Raw genomic sequence first — 18,748 nt, 5'->3', positions numbered from 1 at the left:
GGCCATGCCCGGCGAAGGGGCTCAGCCGCGGGTGATGCGCCCGACCGGGGTATTGCCGCCGTCACCGAGGAACTTGCGCGGATTGACCACGTTGCCGTTTTCCCACACCTCGAAGTGCACGTGGGCACCGGTCGAACGGCCGGTGGAACCGGCCTTGGCCACTTCCTGGCCGGCACGCACCAGGTCGCCGACCTTCACCACCAGGCGCGAATTGTGCGCGTAGCGGGTGACATAGCCGTTACCGTGGTCGACGTCGACAACGTTGCCGTAGCCGCCCTTGACCCCGGAGAAGCTGACCACGCCGTCGGCCACCGACATCACCGGATCGCCAACACGGGCGTGGAAGTCCATGCCCTTGTGGGTGGCGGCACCGCGACCGAACGGGTCGGCACGGGTACCAAAGCCGGAGGTCACGTAGCTGTTGCGGATCGGCATGCGTGAGGGCACGGCGTTCTGCTGCAGCTGGTGGTCGAACATCAGCGATTCCATCACCGACAACTGGCGGCCTGAAGCAGCGAAGCGCTGCTCCAGCACCTGTAAGTCGGCGTTAACGTCCTTGACCGGGATGTCCGCGGTCGGGCCGCCGGCATCGCCGTCACCGAGGCCAGGGGTCTCGTTGAAGTCGAATTCGCCGTCTTCCAGCTTGCCCATCTGGGTCAGCCGTTCGCCCAGTGCGTTCAGGCGGGTGGCCTGTGCCTGCAGCTCGCCGAGGCGGGCGGCCAACGCATTGACCTGGGTCTGCGCATCGCGCTGGACCTTGGCCAGCTCGGCCTCCTGGCGGTCGACCTTGGCCTGCAGGCGCGAGTCATTGAGCGCGCTGGCGCCAATGCCGCCGGCAAGGCCGATAATGCAACCTGCTCCGAGCACGCTGCCCAGCAGGGCCCGGGGGCGGTCCTCGAAGTAGAACCGCAAACGCGTGAGCGCCGATTTGGCCTGTCCTTCACGCGTTTTGATTACGATCTTTTTGAATGCCATCAGTGAGTTTTCATGTCTGAGCCGAAATCCAGCGTTCGTCCCGCATCCCGACCGAAACCGGCCCTGGATGTAGTGATGGCGGACAAAAGCGGGAACCCGCTGCGTCGTGCCTTGTGGCTCGATGCGCTGGACCGTCAGTTGCGCCCCCAGTTACCGCCCGCGTTGCGCAACCGTTGCCGGCTGGCCAATGTGGACGGGGAACACCTCGTTTTTCTCGTCGAGTCCCCGGTCTGGCATGCCAAGTTGCGGCTTGCCGAAGCCCAGTTGCTCGACGCGGCCCGGTCCATCGGGCTGAAGGCCACCAAGGTGACCGTCAAGACTGCGTCTCCCACTCCCACGCGCTCCCCAGCGCTCGACAACCGGAATGGACCCCACGCAGTTTCAGCCGCCACGCACAAAGGGCTACGCGACGCCTTGGCAGCTTTGCAGGACCTTCCTTCGAAGCCGAAGAGGGAAACCTGAAAGCAGCGGAGCGTCCTGCTCCACTCCCCGTCGCGCGTGTCACCGCTGCGTGAAACATTTCGGGGGCCGGGTCGCATCCTAGCTGGGTAAGGTGGGGCAGTCGTTAGAGTTTTGTTAAAAAAACGTTAAATTCAGGCTTCTGATCCATCAGGTTCACAAAAGCGTGACCTCGAACAGACAGTCGCGTCACCTCATGCGCCAGTAGCGACAGTGGTGCCGGAAACAGCATCGCCGCCCTGGAAGGCGGCGATTTTGTTTTTGAATTCAGGGTGTTGCAGCAATCAGGCGTAGGCAGGAACGCCGTAGACCACCGGATCCGGCACGGCCGGCGAGTCGTAGGTGACCCATTCCCAGGCGGTGGCATCGGCCATCAGCGCCCGCACCAGTTTGTTGTTGAGCGCGTGGCCGGATTTGAAGCCCTCATAGGCGCCCAGCACCTGGCCGCCGGCCAGGTAGAGGTCGCCGATCGCATCGAGGATCTTGTGGCGCACGAATTCGTCGGCGTAGCGCAGGCCGTCTTCGTTCAGCACACGGAACTCGTCCAGCACGATGGCGTTGTCCATCGAACCGCCCAGGCCAAGGTTGCGCTCGCGCATGTATTCCAGATCGCGCATGAAACCGAAGGTGCGCGCGCGGGAGATTTCCTTGGTGTAGGCCAGCGTGGAGAACTCGATTTCCTGGCGCGACTGCTTGGCCGGAATCATCGGGTGGTCGAACTGGATGGTGAAGCCCAGCTTGTAACCCTCGTACGGGGTGAAGCGGGCGACCTTGTCACCCTCGGTCACTTCCACGGTCTTCAGCACGCGGATGAAGCGCTTGGGCGCATCCTGTTCCACGATGCCCGCCGACTGCAGCAGGAACACGAACGGGCCGGACGAACCGTCCATGATCGGCAGTTCGGCCGAGGACAGTTCGACGATGATGTTGTCCACACCCAGGCCGGCCAGCGCCGACATCAGGTGTTCGACGGTCTGGATCTTGGCGTCGTTGCAGGTCAGGCCGGTGCACAGGGTCACTTCGGTGACCAGTTCGGCCTTGGCCGGCACTTCCACCACCGGGTCCAGATCCACGCGCCGGAACACGATGCCATGGTTGACCGGCGCCGGGCGCAGGGTCATGTAGACCTTGTCACCGCTGTGCAGGCCTACGCCGGTGGCGCGGATCGTGTTCTTGAGGGTGCGTTGCTGGATCATGGGGGGACGACCGGAAGTGACACATTAGATTAACACGCAGGGTCCCCTACCCCGGCTGAAACGCCGGCAGGACACACCGGCGCGCCGGCAGGACGCGCGTGAAGCAGGGCAGCCGGGCCCATCCTGGCCCGGCGCCCGCGTTTTCAGGACATGGTGGCGCAACCCGGGGGGGACAAGCCCCGGGCAGCGTCGATCAGTCCGCCTGGCGGCGCAGGAACGCCGGGATGTCCAGGTAATCGTTGGGCAGTTCTGCCGCCGCCGGGGCCGACGAGGCCGGCGCCGACGGGGTGGACGCTGCCACGCTGTCACTGCTGGCACGACGCAGGCCCAGGCCCATGCCGCCGACGGCCTTGGACACGGCGTCGCCGCCGTTGTCGAACTCGCCGAACTCCGGCTGGCCGGTGGTGGCGTTGCGGACCAGCTTGATCGGGGCGCGCTCGCCCGGACGCTGGGTCTTGCTGGCCGAGACACGGTTCAGGCCGGTGGCAACCACGGTCACGCGCACTTCGTCCTGCATGTCCGGGTCGAGCACGGTGCCCACCACCACGGTCGCATCTTCCGAAGCGAAGCCATCGATGGTGCGGCCGATCTCGTCGAACTCGGCCATGGTGAAGTCCGCACCAGCGGTGATGTTGACCAGGATGCCGTTGGCACCGGCCAGGTTCACATCGTCCAGCAGCGGGTTCTGGATCGCCGATTCGGCAGCGGCCTGCGCGCGGTCATCGCCACGTGCGGTGCCGGTACCCATCATCGCCAGGCCCATTTCGGACATGACCGTGCGCACGTCGGCGAAGTCGACGTTGATCAGGCCCGGACGCACGATCAGGTCGGCGATGCCCTGCACGGCGCCCTGCAGCACGTCGTTGGCGGCACGGAAGGCCTGGATCATGGTCGCGTTGCGACCCAGCACGGTGATCAGCTTCTCGTTGGGAATGGTGATCAGCGAATCGCAGTGCTGGCTCAGTTCTTCGATGCCCTTCAGCGCGACCTGCATGCGGCGACGGCCTTCGAACGGGAACGGCTTGGTGACCACGGCCACGGTCAGGATGCCCATTTCCTTGGCCAGCTGTGCCACCACCGGCGCAGCGCCGGTACCGGTGCCACCGCCCATGCCGGCGGTGATGAACACCATGTCCGCGCCCTGCAGCGCGTCCATGATGCGCTCACGATCTTCCAGGGCAGCCTGGCGGCCCACTTCCGGGTTCGCGCCTGCGCCCAGGCCCTTGGTCACGTTGGTACCCAGCTGCAGCTGCAACTTGGCACCACAATTCTTGATGGCCTGCGAATCGGTGTTGGCGGTGATGAATTCCACGCCATCCACTGCCGAGTTGACCATGTGCGCCACGGCATTGCCGCCGCCGCCGCCCACGCCAACCACCTTGATCACCGCATTGGGTGCCATCTTTTCGATCAGTTCAAAATGCGCCATGTCCGTGTCCTCGTTGTATCCGCTTTGGATTGCATGGGCATTCGGGCGTCCTGCCTTCGTGCTGCATGCCGTCGTTGCGGCTGTGTGGGTTATATGTTGCTGGTGATGCGCTGTAGTGCCGGTGTTGCAGCCGGGCAAGCCCGGGTGTTGCAGGTCCCACGTCAGAATTCGCCGCGGAACCAGGTCTTGAGTTTCTTGAACATGCTGCCGGCGCGACCGGTCGGCAGCGACGGGCGTCGCGGGTGCTCGATCTGGCTGCCCATCAGCAGCAGGCCGACGCCGGTGGCGTGCACCGGGTTGCCCACCACTTCGCCCAGGCCGGTGACGTGCTGCGGGATACCCACACGCACCGGCATCTGCAGCATTTCCTCGGCCAGTTCGACCACCCCTTCCATCTTCGAGGCGCCACCGGTCAGCACCATGCCGGCGCGCACCAGTTCCTCGAAGCCGGAGCGGCGCAGTTCGGCCTGCACCATTTCAAAGATTTCCTCGTAGCGCCCCTGCACGGCCTGCGCGAGTGCGTGGCGCGGCATGCGGCGCGGCGGGCGATCACCCACTGAAGGCACCTGGATGCTTTCCTCGGCGGTCGCCAGCTGGGCCAGCGCGCAGGCGTAGCGCACCTTGATCTGCTCTGCTTCCGGGGTCGGCGTGCGCAGCATGTGCGCGATGTCGTTGGTGACGTGGTCGCCGGCGATCGGCAGCGAGGCGGTGTGGCAGATCGCGCCCTGCACGAACACCGCGATGTCGGTGGTGCCGGCGCCCATGTCGACCAGCACCACACCCAGCTCGCGCTCGTCGGCGGTCAGCACCGCCACGCTGGAGGCCAGCGAGGACAGCACCAGGTCGTCCACCTGCAGGCCGCAGCGCTGCACGCACTTGCTGATGTTGGCCGCAGCCGACTGCGCGCACACCACCAGGTGGGCATGCACTTCCAGGCGCACGCCGGTCATGCCGACCGGGTTGCGGATGCCTTCCTGCGAATCATCCAGCACGTACTCGCGCGGAATCGCATGCAGGATCTTCTGGTCGGCCGGGATCGCCACCGCCTTGGCGGCATCGAGCACGCGATCCAGGTCGCCCCAGGTCACTTCGCCATCGCGGATCGGCACGATGCCGGGCGAGTTCTTGCACTGCACGTGGTTGCCGGAGATCGAGGCATACACAGAGCGGATCTCGCAGCCGGCCATCAGCTCGGCCTCTTCCACCGCGCGCTGGATAGACTGCACCGTCGATTCGATGTCCACCACCACGCCGCGCTTGAGACCGCGCGATTCATGCGAACCGATGCCGATCACTTCGATCGGATTGCCCGGCGAATACTCGCCCACCAGCGCCACCACCTTGGAGGTGCCGATATCCAGGCCAACGATCAGCGACTTGTCACCCTTGCGATTCATGTTCTTTCCTGCGTCCTTCTTGCCGCGTTGGCCGGCGCGCCTGCCGGCGCGGGCGGAGTACCCCAGCTCAGCGTGAAACCATTGGTGTAACGGAGGTCGGCGCGCTCGATCGGCGCGGCCTGGTTGGCCAGCTGCGGCAGCACGCGCACGAAACGCTGCAGGCGCGAGCGGGCGTCATCGCGGCCGACCACCACTTCGGTGCCATTGCTCAGCAGCAGCGACCAGCTGCCGCGCGCATCCATGGTCAGCCGGCGCACATCAACACCGGCCGGCGCGAACAGTGCGCGCGAATCGTTGTACAGCTTGACCACTTCCTCGGTCTGGCTGTCCGGGCCGTCCAGTTCGGGCAGCTGCAGATCAGCCAGTTTCTTCGGCGTGGGGAACAGCTTGCCCTGTTCGGACAGCAGGCGATCTTCGCCCCAGCGCGCGAACGGCTTGTGCTCGACCAGGGTCACTTCCAGCACATCCGGCCACTGCTTGCGCACCTGCGCGCTTTCCACCCACGGCAGTTTTTCCAGCGCGTCCTGGGCATCCTGCAGCTTCACTGCGAAGAACCCTGCATGCGCGTACGGCAGCAGCACCTGCTGCAGCTGCTCGGCGGGCACCCGCTTGAACTCACCGTGCACGCGCAGCTTCGCCAGCGGCCAGCGCTCGGCGCCGACCCAGCCATTGACCACGGCCACCACCGGCAGTGCAACCACCGACAGCGCCAACAGCCAGACGAAGATGCGCAGCAGCGCGTTCATGCGTGCGATGCCTCCAGGGTCTGTTCCAGCACGCGCCACACCAGTTCCTCGAAACCGATGCCAGCCTGGCTGGCCGCCTTGGGCACCAGCGAGTGGCTGGTCATGCCCGGTGCGGTGTTCACTTCCAGCAGGTAGAAGCGGCCGCTGTCGCGGTCGCGCATCACGTCCACCCGGCCCCAGCCACGGCAACCGGCGGCGCGGAACGCGGCCAGTGCGATGCGGCGGATCTCCACTTCGGCATCACCGTCCAGGCCCGGGCACAGGTACTGGGTGTCTTCGGCAACGTACTTGGCGTTGTAGTCGTACCACTGGCCCTTGGGCACGATGCGGATCGACGGCAGCGCAACATCGCCAAGGATGGCCACGGTCAGTTCGTCGCCCACCACCATCTGTTCCATCAGCAGCTGGCCGTCGTAGCGTGCGGCCAGGGCCACCGCTTCATCCAGGCCGGCATCGTCGGTCACCCGGCTGATACCCACGCTGGACCCTTCGTTGGCCGGCTTGACCACCACCGGCAGGCCGAGCTCGGCTGCGTTGGCATGCACGTCTTCGGCAGTGACCTTGCGGTACTGCGGGGTCGGCAGGCCCAGGGTAAGCCACACCTGCTTGGTGCGGATCTTGTCCATGCTCAGTGCCGAGCCGAGCACGTTCGAGCCGGTGTACGGCACGCCGAAGGCGTCCATCAGGCCCTGCACGATGCCATCCTCACCACCACCGTTGTGGCCGTGCAGGATGTTGAACACGCGGTCGATGCCACCGGCCGCCAGCGCCCTGGCCAAGGCCGGGATGCCGTCGATGGCAACCGCGTCGACGCCGCGCGCCTGCAGCGCTTCAAGCACGTTGCGGCCGGAATCCAGCGACACTTCGCGTTCACTGGAGCTGCCGCCCAGCAGTACCGCAACGCGGCCGAACACGGCCGGGTCGGTGCTGCGCAGCGGCGGGAAGATCAGCGTGCTCACGCCTCGCCCTCCGCCTTGAAGCCTTCCACGGCGATATGGCTGGCGACGGCGCCGATGTCGCCCGCCCCCATCATCAGCAGCAGGTCACCGTCCTGCAGCACATCCGGCAGCACGGTGGCCAGCTCGGACGCCTTGCCCACCACCACCGGTTCGCTGCGGCCGCGTGCACGGATGGCGCGGGCCAGCGCATGCGAATCGGCGCCGGCAATCGGCTCTTCGCCGGCCGGATAGACCTCGCTCAGCACCAGCGCATCGACGCTGGAAAGCACCGCGGCGAACTTGTCGAACTGGTCGCGGGTGCGGCTGTAGCGGTGCGGCTGGAATGCCACCACCAGACGCTTGTCGGCCCAGCCACCCCGGGCGGCGGCGAACACGGCCTCCAGCTCGCTCGGGTGGTGACCGTAGTCGTCGATGATGCGCACCTTTGCACCATTGGCCGTGGTCACTTCACCCAGGTCGTTGAAGCGACGGCCGACACCGGCGAAGCTGGCCAGCGCACGTGCGATCGCATCCGGGGCAACACCCAGCTGCCAGCCCACTGCGGCGGCGGCCAGCGCATTGAGTACGTTGTGCTTGCCCGGCAGCGCCAGCACCACTTCCTGGCTGGTGCCCTGCGGCAGGCGCAGGGTGAAGCGCATGCGCGAGCCCTCCTGCACCACATTCTCCGCTCGCACGTCGGCCTGCGGGCTCATGCCGTAGCTCATCACGTGGCGCGGGGTCCTGGCGGCCAGCGCAGCCACTTCCGGATCGTCGATGCACAGCACCGCCAGGCCGTAGAACGGGAGGCGCTGCAGGAACTCGGCGAACGCTGCCTGCACGCGGGCAAAGTCGTTGCCGTAGTTTTCCAGGTGGTCGGCATCAATATTGGTGATGATCGACATCAATGGATTCAGGCGCAGGAAGCTGCCATCGCTCTCGTCGGCCTCTGCCACCAGCCACTGGCCACTGCCCAGCTTGGCATTGGAACCGGCCGCCAGCAGCTGGCCACCGATCACGAAGGTCGGGTCCAGCCCGCCTTCGCTCAGCACCGCAGCGGTCAGGCTGGTGGTGGTGGTCTTGCCATGGGTGCCAGCCACCGCAATGCCGCGGCGGAAGCGCATCAGTTCGGCCAGCATCGCCGCGCGCGGCATGATCGGGATGCGCTGGCTGCGTGCTTCCATCAACTCCGGGTTGTCTTCGCGGATCGCGCTGGAGACCACCACGCAGTCGGTGCCCAGCACGTTGGCCGCGGAGTGGCCGCGCATGATGCGCGCGCCCAGGCCAGCCAGGCGACGGGTCGCGGCGTTGTCGGCGTTGTCCGAACCGGATACTTCGTAACCCAGCGTCAGCATCACCTCGGCAATGCCGCTCATGCCGGTACCGCCGATGCCAACGAAATGCACGCGCGGGAACGCGCGCACCAGGTCGTTGGTGTCATGCAGGCGGCGGATCATGCGCGGCCTCGCGCAGGGCAGGCGCTGGAGCGTGCCTTCTTCATACAGCTTCCTCAAGAATGATATCGGCGATGCGCTCGGCGGCATCGACCTTGGCCAGGGCACGCGCGGCTTGCGCCATCTGCATGCGACGGGCGGGATTTTCGGACAGTTCGCGCAGCAGTGCGGCAATGCCGTCGGCCAGCGTTCCGTCCTGCTTCAGCAAAACGGCCGCATCGCGCTCGACCAGATACTCCGCATTGCGGGTCTGGTGATCGTCGACAGCGGCAGCGAAGGGCACCAGCACACTGCCGACACCCACCGCACAGAGTTCGGCAAGGGTCGACGCGCCGGAGCGGCACACCACCAGGTCGGCCCAGGCAAACGCCTCGGCCATGTCGGCGATGAAGGGGGTGATTTCGGCGTCCACGCCTGCCTTGGCATACGCTTGGACGGCTTCGGCATGCAGCTTTTCGCCACTCTGGTGACGCACCACCACCGGCACCTGCGCGCCGAGGGACGCCAATGCCTGGGGCACGCCGTTGTTGAGCGCGCGTGCGCCCTGGCTGCCGCCCAGCACCAGCAGGCGCAGCGGACCACTGCGGCCGGCCAGCCGCTGTTCGGGCGGCGCGATGGCGGCAATCTCGGCCCGCACCGGGTTGCCCACGAACTCTTCCCGCTTGGCGAAGGTGCCCGGGAAGCCGGTCAGCAGGCGGCGCGCATAGCGCGACAGGATGCGGTTGGTCAGGCCTGGCGCACGGTTCTGTTCGTGCACGATCAGTGGCAGGCCATGCAGGCGCGCGGCCATGCCACCGGGGCCGGAAGCGAAGCCACCGAAGGCGATCACCGCACGCGGCTGGCGATCGCGGATGATCAGGCCGGCTGCGCGCAGTGCGCGCATCAGCCGCCACGGGGCGGCCAGCAGGGCGAGCTTGCCCTTGCCGCGCAGCCCGGTGATGGCCAGGGTGTCGATGGCGATGTCGTTCTGCGGCACCAGACGGGTTTCCATGGCGCCGTCGGCCCCCATCCAGGTCACCGGCACACCGCGTGCGCGCAGCACGCGCGCCACGGCCAGGCCCGGGAAGATATGCCCGCCGGTACCACCGGCCAGGATCATCACCGGCCGTGCATTGGCATTGGTCGCACTCATGACAGCCTCCCGAAGGTCGGCTCGACGCGCGACTGCAGGCGGCTGGTGCCACGCACCGCCGGCGCCTCGGTTGCGGCCGGTTCGGCGGCCCTCGGTGCGGCCTTCGATGCCGATGCCGGCGCGGCATCCGCGGCGGCGGCTGGAGCGGCGATATCGTCGGCGGCGCCCATGCGCACGGCCTGGCGGCGTTCGGCACGCTTCAGTTCATAGGACACCCGCAGCAGCAGGCCCATGGCCACGCAGGTCATCAGTACCGACGAGCCACCGGACGAGATCAGCGGCAGGGTCAGGCCCTTGGTCGGCAGGATGCCCAGGTTCACGCCGATCGAAACGAAGGTCTGCATGCTGATCCACAGGCCAATGCCGAAGGCGATGTAGCCGGAGAAGTGGCGCTTCATTTCCACGCAGCGCATGCCCAGCCAGAAGGTACGACCGACCAGCAGCGCGTACAGGGCCACGATCACGCAGGTGCCCATGAAGCCGAATTCCTCGGCGGTGACCGAGAAGATGAAGTCGGTGTGCGCTTCGGGCAGGTAGTACAGCTTCTGCACCGAGTTGCCCAGGCCCACGCCGGTCCACTCGCCACGGCCCACCGCCATCAGCGCGTTGGACAGCTGGTAGCCGTCGCCCTGCTGGTCGGCCCACGGGTCCAGGAAGGAGGTGATGCGGCGCATGCGGTACGGCTCGATGATCGCCAGCGCGCTCATGCCCACCAGCCCGATGATCACCGGCATCGACATGCGCGGCATGTTCACCCCGCCCAGCACCAGCATGCCGGCGGTGATGGCCAGCAGCAGGGTGGACGAACCGAAGTCGGGCTGCAGCAGCAGCAGCACCACCAGCGCACCGGCCACGCCCAGCGGCTTGAGCATCGCCGGCCAGGTGGCATTGACCTCGTCGCGGAAGCGCACCAGGTAGCTGGACAGCCAGACGATGTAGAGCACCTTCACCGCTTCGACGGTCTGGAACTTGGACACGCCGAGATTGATCCAGCGGCGGGCGCCGTTGACGCTGCTGCCGAGGCCGGGAACGAACACCACCACCAGCAGCGCGAAGCAGCCCAGCAGCAGCATCTGGTTGTACTGCTCGATGGTCTTCAGCTCGGTACGCGCGGCGACGATCGCCAGCACGATGCCCACCGCCAGGAAGATCAGGTGGCGGTTGAGGTAGTAGAACGGGCTGCTCATCAACGCGATCGAGCTGGACGCCACCATCACCACGCCCAGCCCGGTGAGCGCGATGATCGCGCCCAGCAGCCACTTGTCGTAGCTGCCACCGATGGCTTCAAGGCGTGTTGCCTGGCGCGACAGGTCGTTCATCGTCAGCGCACCTTCAACGTGGCCAGGCCGATCAGCACCAGCACCACCGAGATGATCCAGAAGCGCACGATCACGCGCGGCTCGGGCCAGCCCTTCAGTTCAAAGTGGTGGTGGATCGGCGCCATGCGGAACACGCGCTTGCCGGTCAGCTTGAACGAGGCGACCTGGATCATCACCGACAGCGTCTCGATGACGAACACGCCGCCCATGATGACCAGCACCAGTTCCTGGCGGGTGATCACCGCGATGGTGCCCAGCACCGCGCCCAGCGCCAGCGCGCCGATGTCGCCCATGAAGACCATGGCCGGGTAGGTGTTGAACCAGAGGAAGCCCAGGCCCGCACCGGCGATTGCCGCGCAGATGATGACCAGCTCACCGGCACCGGGAATCTGCGGAATCTGCAGGTAGTTGGCGAACACCGCGTTGCCGGAGGCATAGGCGAACACGCCCAGGCCGCAGGCCACCAGCACGGTGGGCATGATCGCCAGGCCGTCCAGGCCGTCGGTCAGGTTGACCGCGTTGGAGAAGCCGACGATCCAGAAGTAGGCGATGACCACGAAGCTGATGCCGGCCAGCGGCAGCGCGATCGACTTGAACATCGGGATGTAGAACGTCAGTGCCGCCGGTACATCGGCGGTCTGCAGCAGGAAGATGCCCGCAGCCAGGCCGAAGATCGACTGCAGCAGGTACTTCCAGCGCGAGGCCAGGCCGTTCGGGTCACGGCGCACGATCTTGATCCAGTCGTCGTACCAGCCGATGGCGCCGAAGCACAGCATCACCGCCAGCACCAGCCACACGTAGCGGTTGCGCAGGTCAGCCCACATCAGCACCGACAGGGTGACGGTGAGCAGGATCAGTGAACCGCCCATGGTCGGCGTGCCGGCCTTGACGAAGTGGGTCTGCGGGCCATCGGTCCGGATCGGCTGGCCGCCCTTGAACTGGGCGAGCCTGCGGATCACCGCCGGGCCGAGCCACAGCGACAGGAACAGGGCCGTCAACGCGGCAAGGATGGCGCGGAACGTCTGGTAGTTGAACAGCCCGAACAGGCTCTCCAGCTGCTGCAACCATCGAGCCAGTTCATACAACATGCGGGGATTCCTCTCCTTGCGCCAGCAGCGCTTTCACGATCGTGTCCATGGCGCTGCCACGGGAACCTTTGACCAGGCAGCGCACGCCGGCGTGCAACTCGTCCTTCAACGCCTGCGCCAGCGCGTCATGGGTGGCGAAATGGCGGCCGCCCTCGCCGAAGGCAGTGGCGGCGGCGGCACTGAGCGGGCCCAGCGCGTACAGGCGCTTGAGACCAGCAGCGCGCGCGCGCAGGCCGGCCTGGGCATGCAGGGCCTGTGCGTCCGGGCCCAGTTCGCGCATGTCGCCCAGGACCAGCCAACCCTCTTCCGGCGCTGCGGCCAGCGCATCGATGGCAGCGGCCAACGAGCCGGGGTTGGCGTTGTAGCTGTCGTCCACCAGCACCGCGCCATTGCGCAGCTGGTGTGCGATCTGCCGGCCCGGCACCGGTTGCGCGTCGGCCAGGCCGGCCGCCACCAGTGACAGTTCAATGCCTGCGGCCAGCGCCAGGCTGGCGGCAGCCAGTGCATTGCTGATGTTGTGCCGGCCCGGCAGGCCCAGCACCACGCCGGCCTCGCCCACTGGAGTAACCAGCGTGAACTGGCTGCCCTGCGCGCCGGCACGGATGTCACGCGCGGTGACGTCAGCGCTGTGCTCCAGGCCATAACGCAGCAGGCGGCAGCGTGCCGGGGTACCGATGAAATGCTGTTCGAACCAGCGCCCGTAGGCATCGTCGGCGTTGATCACCGCCACGCCATCGGCCGGCAGCGCCGCGTAGATCGCGCCCTTGGTGACCGCCACGCCGAGCAGGCTGCCCATGCGCTCCAGGTGCGCCGGTGCGATGTTGTTGACCAGTGCATAGCGCGGGCGCGCGATGTCGGTCAGGTAGGCAATGTCACCCGGCTTGCCGGCGCCCATCTCGTAGACAGCGTAGTCGGCATCTTCCGGTGCATCGATCACCGCCAGCGGCAGGCCGATCTCGTTGTTGCGGTTGCCCGGGTTGGCATAGACCACTTTGTGCGCATGCAGGGCGACCTGCTGCAGGATCGCCAGCAGCAGGCTCTTCACGCTGGTCTTGCCGTTGCTGCCGGTGATCGCGAACACCTGGGCGTCGCGGTCGCGCTGCATGCCGGTGGCGATCCGGGCCAGCGCCAGTTCGGTGTCGGCCACCAGCACCTGCGGCAGGTCCAGCGGCAGCAGCCGTTCAACCAGCAGCGCACTGGCGCCGCGCGCCTGTGCGTCGGCGGCGAAGTCATGGCCGTCGAAACGCTCGCCACGCAGCGCGATATACAGGCTGCCCGGGCCGAGGCTGCGGGTGTCGTTGCTGAGCGCGTCGATGGCCACGTCGTCGCCGTGGATCTCGCCACCAGCCCAGTGCGCAATCAGTGAAAGCAGGGTGCGTTTCACAGCAGACCCTCCTTGGCCGACAGCGCCGCGGCGGCCACTTCGGTGTCATCGAAGTCATGGCGCACGCCGTTGACCTCCTGGTAGGGCTCATGTCCCTTGCCAGCGATCAGGATGATGTCGCCCGCACCGGCACGCTTCACGGCCAGGCCGATCGCGCGCGCGCGGCTGCGCTGCACGGTCACGGTGGAGGCATCGGTGAAGCCGGCCAGGATGTCAGCGACGATCACATCGCCATCTTCGCCACGCGGGTTGTCGTCGGTGACGATGACCTGGTTGGCCAGACGCTCGGCAATGGCCGCCATCTGCGGACGCTTGCCGGTATCACGTTCGCCACCGCAACCGAACACGCAGAACAGCGTGCCCTGCAGGTGGCCGTGCAGGCTGTCCAGCGCCTGCTCCAGCGCGTCGGGGGTATGCGCATAGTCCACCACCACCGTCGGCAGGCCATTCTCGCCGCCCAGGCGGTTCATGCGGCCGCGGATCGGCTGCAGCGCCGACAGCACTTCGGCGATGCGCGCCAGCGGCTGGCCCAGCGCATGCAGGCTGCCGGCCACGGCCAGCAGGTTGTCGACGTTGAAGCGGCCCAGCAGCGGCGACTGCACGGCAGCGCGCTGGCCATCGATGACCAGTTCGAAACCGATGCCACGGCCATCCAGCTGCAGCGCTTCGGCACGCACGCTGGCAGCCTCGGCACCGCGCGAGCTCAGCCCGATGGCCTGCACGCCTGCCGGCAGGCCGGCGAACAGCTGGCGACCGAAGGCATCGTCCAGGTTGATCACCGCCGCCTTCAGCCCCGGCCGGTGGAACAACCGCGCCTTGGCCGCGCCGTAGCTGGCCATGTCGCCGTGGTAGTCCAGATGATCGCGGGTGAGGTTGGTGAACACCGCCACGTCGTAATGCACGGCATCGACGCGGCCCTGGTCCAGGGCGTGCGAGCTGACTTCCATCGCCACCGCGCGCGCGCCGTCGTCGCGCAGCTGCGCCAGCAGCGCATGCATCTGCAGCACCAGCGGGGTGGTGAAGCCGGTCGGTTCAACCGCACCATAAAGTCCGGCGCCCAACGTGCCGATACTGCCACTGGGCGTACCGAGCAGGTGCCAGGCCTGGGCCAGCAGTTGCACGGTGGAGGTTTTACCGTTGGTGCCGGTCACGCCCACCATGGTCATGGCCCGCGAAGGCGCACCGTGGAACTGGTCGGCCATCGCGCCCAGCCGTGCGCGCAGGTCCGGCACTGCAATGGCGTCGGCCGGTGCGGGCAGCTCGTCCGGCGCCGGCGCCTCGAACAGGATGGCACTGGCGCCGGCGGCGCGTGCCTGCTCGACAAAGCCCAGGCCGTGCGCGCCGAAGCCGGCGATGGCCACGAAGGCGTTGCCGGGGCGCACGGCACGGCTGTCCAGCACCAGGCCGGTCAGCACGGGGTCATGCCCGGTTGCGGCGCGGCCCGCCAGGGCCACGTCCGGAAGCAACTGCGAAAGCAACATCGAAGGACTCATTGCGTGCCTCCCGTCGGGGGCGGCACGTGGGTTTGCGCGGTGGGCAGCGCGGCATCGAATTCAGCGGCCGCGTCGACCGGCAACGCAGCTTCCACCGGCGGTGCCGGCAGGATCGAGGCCGAATGCCCCATCTTCCCGGACTGCTGCGCGGCCAGCCACGACTGCAGGTCATCCAGCGGCACGTCCATCAGGCGCAGGGTGCCTTCCATCACGTTGTGATAGACCGGCGCCGACACCAGGCCGCCGTAGAACTTGCCGCCCTGCGGATCGTTGATGACGATGGCGGTGGCAAAACGCGGATTGGTGGCCGGCACCACGCCGGCGAACAGCGCGTTGTAGTGGCCCCGCTCGTAACCGCCGGGGCCGGTCTTGCGTGCGGTGCCGGTCTTGCCGGCGACGTGGTAACCGAGCACGGCCGCCTGCTTGGCGCCGCCCTGGGTGACCACCGTCTCCATCATCGCCACCACCTGCTTGGCGACGGCCTCATCGATGATCTGCTTGCCTTCGTTGCGCTGGCCCTTCACGAACGTCGGGGCAATCAGCTTGCCGCCATTGGCCAGTGCCGAATAGGCGGTTGCGATCTGCAGCGGCGTGACATTCAGGCCATACCCATAGGACATCGTGGTCTTGGTCGCGCCATCCCAGTTGGCCGGGCGACGCACCACGCCGCCGGACTCGCCGGGGAAGCCGCTGTGCGGCACCGAGCCATAGCCGAAGCGGCGCACGCCGTCATAGAAGGTCTGGTCGGTCATCTTCGCGGCGATCTTGGCCGCGCCGATGTTGGAGCTGCGGGTGATCACGCCGGTGACATTCAGCACACCGTTGTTGCGCGGCACATCGCGGATGGTGAAGCGCGCCACCTGCATGTAGCCCGGGTTGGTATCGATGACGGTGTCCTTGGTCACCGCGCCGGACTGCAGCGCCGTGGCGATGGTCAGCGGCTTCATCGTCGAACCCGGTTCAACCAGATCGGTTACCGCGCGGTTGCGGCGCGTATCGGGCACGGCACCGTTGAGCGAATTCGGGTTGTAGGTCGGCAGGTTGACCATGGCCAGGATTTCGCCGGTGGCCACGTCCATGATCACCATCGAGCCACCGGCGGCCTTGTTGGCCACCAGTGCGCTGCGCAGTTCCTTGAAAGCCAGGTACTGGATGCGGCGGTCGATGCTGAGGGTCAGGTCCTTGCCCGGCTCGGCCGCGCGCAGCAGATCGCTCTCGACGGTTTCGCCCTTGCGGTTGCGGATCACCCGCTTGGCACCGGCCTTGCCGCGCAGCCATTCGTCGAAGGCCAGCTCAAGACCCTCCTGGCCGCGGTCGTCGATATTGGTGAAGCCCAGTATGTGCGCCATCGCCTCACCCTGCGGGTAGAAGCGACGGAACTCGCGCTGTGCGGCCACGCCCGGAATCTTCAGCGCGACCACGCGCTCGGCCTCGTCCGGATTGATCCGGCGACGCAGGTACATGAATTCCTTGTCCGACTTCTGCGACAGGCGGCTGCTCAGCTCGTCCACCGACATGCCCACCGCCTGTGCCAGCTCGGGGATGCGCTCGGGCGAGCGCAGCAGGTCCTGCGGGTTCACCCAGATCGAAGCCACCGGCGTGGATACGGCCAGCGGCTCGCCGTTGCGGTCGGTGATCATGCCGCGCGAGGTCTTGATCGGCAGCTCGCGCAGGTAGCGGGCTTCGCCCTGGCGCTGGTAGAAATCGCTGTTGATGATCTGCACGTAGGCCGCACGGCCGACCAGCGACACCGAGCACAGGCCGAGTGCCAGCGCGACCCAGCGCAGGCGCTGGCGCAGGTTGAAGGCGTTGCGCGGGCGGTTGCGACCGGTCTTGCTCATGGGCGCACCACCACGACGTCGGCGGCTTCAGGGAACTTCATGCCGAGCTTGTCACGGGCGATGCTGTCGACACGGTTGGCCTCGGCCAGGGTCGCCTGCTCCAGCTGCAGACGGCCGAATTCCAGGTTGATGTCATCGCGCTTGCGCTCTGCGCGCGACAGCTCGATGAAGGTCTGCCGGTGACGGTGACGCACGAACACGACGCCGATCGCCGAGGCCACGGTGCAGGCCAGCAGGATGATCAGCAGCAGCCGGCTCATGCCTCGGCCCCCCGCTTCTGGGCAACGCGCAGCACGGCGCTGCGGGCGCGCGGGTTGGCGGCCAGCTCTTCGTCGGTGGCCTTGGTGGCCCCGCCGATCAGGTCCAGGGTCGGCACGAACACTTCTGCCTCGGGCAGCCGGCGGTTGGCCGGCGGCGCCTTGGCCAGGCGGTTCATGTACTGCTTGACGATGCGGTCTTCCAGCGAATGGAAGCTGATCACCGCCAGGCGGCCACCGGGCTTGAGCCGTTCCACCGCTGCGTCGAGGCCGGCTTCAAGATCGGCCAGCTCACGGTTGATGTGGATGCGGATGGCCTGGAAGCTGCGCGTGGCCGGGTGGATCTTGTCTTTCCCACGCGGCATCACCGAGGCGATCAGCTCGGCCAGTTCGGCGGTACGGGAGAACGGCTGCTTGTCGCGGCGGGCCACGATGGCCTTGGCGATGCGGCGGCCCTGGCGTTCTTCGCCGTAGGTCCACAGCACATCCATCAGATCACGCTCTTCCACGCGGTTGAGCCACTGCGCGGCGCTCTCGCCGGTGTCCGGGTCCATGCGCATGTCCAGCGGGCCGTCCTTGCCGAAGCTGAAGCCACGCTCGGCCACATCCAGCTGCGGCGAAGACACACCAAGGTCGAACAGCACACCATCCAGGCCTTCGGCGGTCTCGTTCCACTGCAGCAGCTGGGCGAAGCTGCCACGGAAAATCGACACGCGCGGGTCCGGCGCGAAATCGCGCTCGGCAACGGCGATGGCTTCCGGATCCTTGTCCATGACCAGCAGGCGCCCCTCCGGCCCCAACTGGGTGAGCACGCCACGTGCATGACCGCCACGACCGAACGTGCCATCCAGATAACGTCCGTTTTCGATCACCCTCAGGCCTTCCAGGACCTGGGTGTACAGGACCGGCAGATGCACCGCCGGCGACTGCGACACCGGAAGGTGACCGGTCTGCGCTTCTGGGCGCATCCGGGCACCCCGGCTCACAACTTCAGGTCGAGCAACCCATCACCCAGATCCTCATCAGACAATGTCTGCTGGATCAGGGCCCGATGCGCCTGCTCGCTCCACAATTCGAATTTGTCGCCCATACCGAGCAATACCGCCTTCTTCTCAATGCCCACCGCACCGCGGTGGCTGGCGGGAATGCTGATGCGGCCGTTGGCGTCCAGCTCCAGATGGGCGGCTGAACCGACCAGCTTCTGCTGCAGCAGACGCACGACGCGCTGTGTGTTGGGTTTGGACATGACATCGTCGCGGACCCGTTCCCATTCCGACTCGGCATACAGCCACAGGCAGCCGGATTCGAACGGGTTGTAGGTCAGCACGAGACGGTTGTTGCTGGCGCGCGCGACAAGGTCGCGGTAGGCGGTGGGAACCGCCATGCGTCCTTTGTCGTCAACTGTGATGGCCGTCTCGCCCTGGAACACGACGCGTGCACCTATCCTTCGCCCGGTGAAACATTGAACCACGAAAATCCACAAAACACCCGGATTTCCCTCTGATGCCCACCTTAGCAGCGGGGCAAAGGTTGTCAACACCTTTTCAGGCGGGAAATCGCCAGCCGCATCAATGGCTTGCAGCGATGTTTAGAGAATTGTTCAAGGCTTATCCACAAGTTGCTGATCCGTCTCATTTTTTGAG

General features: G+C 66.8%; 17 protein-coding genes. 1 reads left to right on the top strand and 16 read right to left on the bottom strand.

Features of this window, described 5'->3' with window-relative positions; all coding sequences use genetic code 11:
- Nucleotides 1-21 precede the first annotated feature (21 nt).
- Nucleotides 22-975, bottom strand: coding sequence for a M23 family metallopeptidase (locus ACVOLJ_RS10225; RefSeq protein ID WP_108267187.1), 954 nt, complete (start codon nt 973-975; stop codon nt 22-24).
- Between the two features lie 12 nt (nt 976-987).
- Between ACVOLJ_RS10225 and ACVOLJ_RS10220 the strand changes: the two genes are divergently transcribed.
- Complete coding sequence (locus ACVOLJ_RS10220) at nt 988-1,437, top strand: DciA family protein (protein WP_475279227.1); 450 nt, start codon at nt 988-990, stop codon at nt 1,435-1,437.
- 281 nt (nt 1,438-1,718) lie between these two features.
- Here the strand turns inward: ACVOLJ_RS10220 and lpxC are convergent, their stop codons facing one another.
- The 15 genes from lpxC to mraZ form a co-directional block, all read right to left on the bottom strand.
- Entirely contained in the window at nt 1,719-2,630 is a 912-nt protein-coding gene (gene lpxC / locus ACVOLJ_RS10215; RefSeq protein ID WP_475279228.1) for a UDP-3-O-acyl-N-acetylglucosamine deacetylase, read from the bottom strand.
- Between the two features lie 193 nt (nt 2,631-2,823).
- Entirely contained in the window at nt 2,824-4,059 is a 1,236-nt protein-coding gene (gene ftsZ / locus ACVOLJ_RS10210; RefSeq protein ID WP_025876577.1) for a cell division protein FtsZ, read from the bottom strand.
- 161 nt (nt 4,060-4,220) lie between these two features.
- A complete protein-coding gene (gene ftsA / locus ACVOLJ_RS10205) occupies nt 4,221-5,456 on the bottom strand; it encodes a cell division protein FtsA (RefSeq protein ID WP_025876580.1) in 1,236 nt (411 codons plus the stop codon).
- Nucleotides 5,453-6,202, bottom strand: a complete 750-nt coding sequence (locus ACVOLJ_RS10200) for a cell division protein FtsQ/DivIB (protein ID WP_475279229.1) — start codon at nt 6,200-6,202, stop codon at nt 5,453-5,455. Before ACVOLJ_RS10200 ends, ftsA begins: the two co-directional genes overlap by 4 nt.
- Nucleotides 6,199-7,161: a D-alanine--D-alanine ligase gene (locus ACVOLJ_RS10195; protein ID WP_481564073.1), complete on the bottom strand. Its 963-nt coding sequence runs from the start codon at nt 7,159-7,161 to the stop codon at nt 6,199-6,201. Before ACVOLJ_RS10195 ends, ACVOLJ_RS10200 begins: the two co-directional genes overlap by 4 nt.
- Complete coding sequence (murC, locus tag ACVOLJ_RS10190) at nt 7,158-8,594, bottom strand: UDP-N-acetylmuramate--L-alanine ligase (protein WP_481564072.1); 1,437 nt, start codon at nt 8,592-8,594, stop codon at nt 7,158-7,160. The genes ACVOLJ_RS10195 and murC overlap by 4 nt, the downstream gene beginning before the upstream one ends.
- Nucleotides 8,595-8,634: 40 nt before the next feature.
- Complete coding sequence (gene murG / locus ACVOLJ_RS10185) at nt 8,635-9,723, bottom strand: undecaprenyldiphospho-muramoylpentapeptide beta-N-acetylglucosaminyltransferase (protein WP_481564071.1); 1,089 nt, start codon at nt 9,721-9,723, stop codon at nt 8,635-8,637.
- On the bottom strand, nt 9,720-11,042 hold the full coding sequence (ftsW, locus tag ACVOLJ_RS10180; RefSeq protein WP_475279233.1) for a putative lipid II flippase FtsW: 1,323 nt from the start codon (nt 11,040-11,042) through the stop codon (nt 9,720-9,722). Before ftsW ends, murG begins: the two co-directional genes overlap by 4 nt.
- A 2-nt stretch (nt 11,043-11,044) precedes the next feature.
- The gene (mraY, locus tag ACVOLJ_RS10175; RefSeq protein WP_475279234.1) at nt 11,045-12,130 is read right to left on the bottom strand and encodes a phospho-N-acetylmuramoyl-pentapeptide-transferase; all 1,086 of its coding nucleotides are present in this window, start codon (nt 12,128-12,130) and stop codon (nt 11,045-11,047) included.
- Nucleotides 12,120-13,514 (bottom strand): UDP-N-acetylmuramoyl-tripeptide--D-alanyl-D-alanine ligase, encoded by a 1,395-nt coding sequence (locus ACVOLJ_RS10170; protein WP_481564070.1) that lies wholly within the window; start codon nt 13,512-13,514, stop codon nt 12,120-12,122. Before ACVOLJ_RS10170 ends, mraY begins: the two co-directional genes overlap by 11 nt.
- On the bottom strand, nt 13,511-15,007 hold the full coding sequence (locus ACVOLJ_RS10165; RefSeq protein WP_475279236.1) for a UDP-N-acetylmuramoyl-L-alanyl-D-glutamate--2,6-diaminopimelate ligase: 1,497 nt from the start codon (nt 15,005-15,007) through the stop codon (nt 13,511-13,513). The genes ACVOLJ_RS10170 and ACVOLJ_RS10165 overlap by 4 nt, the downstream gene beginning before the upstream one ends.
- Entirely contained in the window at nt 15,004-16,848 is a 1,845-nt protein-coding gene (locus tag ACVOLJ_RS10160; protein WP_475279237.1) for a peptidoglycan D,D-transpeptidase FtsI family protein, read from the bottom strand. Before ACVOLJ_RS10160 ends, ACVOLJ_RS10165 begins: the two co-directional genes overlap by 4 nt.
- Nucleotides 16,845-17,108, bottom strand: coding sequence for a cell division protein FtsL (gene ftsL / locus ACVOLJ_RS10155; RefSeq protein ID WP_475279238.1), 264 nt, complete (start codon nt 17,106-17,108; stop codon nt 16,845-16,847). The genes ACVOLJ_RS10160 and ftsL overlap by 4 nt, the downstream gene beginning before the upstream one ends.
- The gene (gene rsmH, locus ACVOLJ_RS10150) at nt 17,105-18,073 is read right to left on the bottom strand and encodes a 16S rRNA (cytosine(1402)-N(4))-methyltransferase RsmH (protein WP_481564069.1); all 969 of its coding nucleotides are present in this window, start codon (nt 18,071-18,073) and stop codon (nt 17,105-17,107) included. The genes ftsL and rsmH overlap by 4 nt, the downstream gene beginning before the upstream one ends.
- Nucleotides 18,074-18,087: 14 nt before the next feature.
- Nucleotides 18,088-18,534, bottom strand: coding sequence for a division/cell wall cluster transcriptional repressor MraZ (mraZ, locus tag ACVOLJ_RS10145; protein WP_481564068.1), 447 nt, complete (start codon nt 18,532-18,534; stop codon nt 18,088-18,090).
- Between the last annotated feature and the right edge of the window lie 214 nt (nt 18,535-18,748).

The sequence above is a fragment of the Stenotrophomonas sp. STEN046 genome, from assembly GCF_056759755.1.
Note: the sequence above shows the minus strand (reverse complement) of the source record. Positions and strands in the feature narration are given on the sequence as shown.

Coding starts and splice junctions, on each gene's coding strand:
- ACVOLJ_RS10225 (WP_108267187.1), bottom strand. CDS start 975: ATGGCATTCAAAAAGATCGTAATCAAAACGCGTGAAGGACAGGCCAAA.
- ACVOLJ_RS10220 (WP_475279227.1), top strand. CDS start 988: ATGTCTGAGCCGAAATCCAGCGTTCGTCCCGCATCCCGACCGAAACCG.
- lpxC (WP_475279228.1), bottom strand. CDS start 2,630: ATGATCCAGCAACGCACCCTCAAGAACACGATCCGCGCCACCGGCGTA.
- ftsZ (WP_025876577.1), bottom strand. CDS start 4,059: ATGGCGCATTTTGAACTGATCGAAAAGATGGCACCCAATGCGGTGATC.
- ftsA (WP_025876580.1), bottom strand. CDS start 5,456: ATGAATCGCAAGGGTGACAAGTCGCTGATCGTTGGCCTGGATATCGGC.
- ACVOLJ_RS10200 (WP_475279229.1), bottom strand. CDS start 6,202: ATGAACGCGCTGCTGCGCATCTTCGTCTGGCTGTTGGCGCTGTCGGTG.
- murC (WP_481564072.1), bottom strand. CDS start 8,594: ATGATCCGCCGCCTGCATGACACCAACGACCTGGTGCGCGCGTTCCCG.
- murG (WP_481564071.1), bottom strand. CDS start 9,723: ATGAGTGCGACCAATGCCAATGCACGGCCGGTGATGATCCTGGCCGGT.
- ftsW (WP_475279233.1), bottom strand. CDS start 11,042: ATGAACGACCTGTCGCGCCAGGCAACACGCCTTGAAGCCATCGGTGGC.
- mraY (WP_475279234.1), bottom strand. CDS start 12,130: ATGTTGTATGAACTGGCTCGATGGTTGCAGCAGCTGGAGAGCCTGTTC.
- ACVOLJ_RS10165 (WP_475279236.1), bottom strand. CDS start 15,007: ATGAGTCCTTCGATGTTGCTTTCGCAGTTGCTTCCGGACGTGGCCCTG.
- ACVOLJ_RS10160 (WP_475279237.1), bottom strand. CDS start 16,848: ATGAGCAAGACCGGTCGCAACCGCCCGCGCAACGCCTTCAACCTGCGC.
- ftsL (WP_475279238.1), bottom strand. CDS start 17,108: ATGAGCCGGCTGCTGCTGATCATCCTGCTGGCCTGCACCGTGGCCTCG.
- rsmH (WP_481564069.1), bottom strand. CDS start 18,073: ATGCGCCCAGAAGCGCAGACCGGTCACCTTCCGGTGTCGCAGTCGCCG.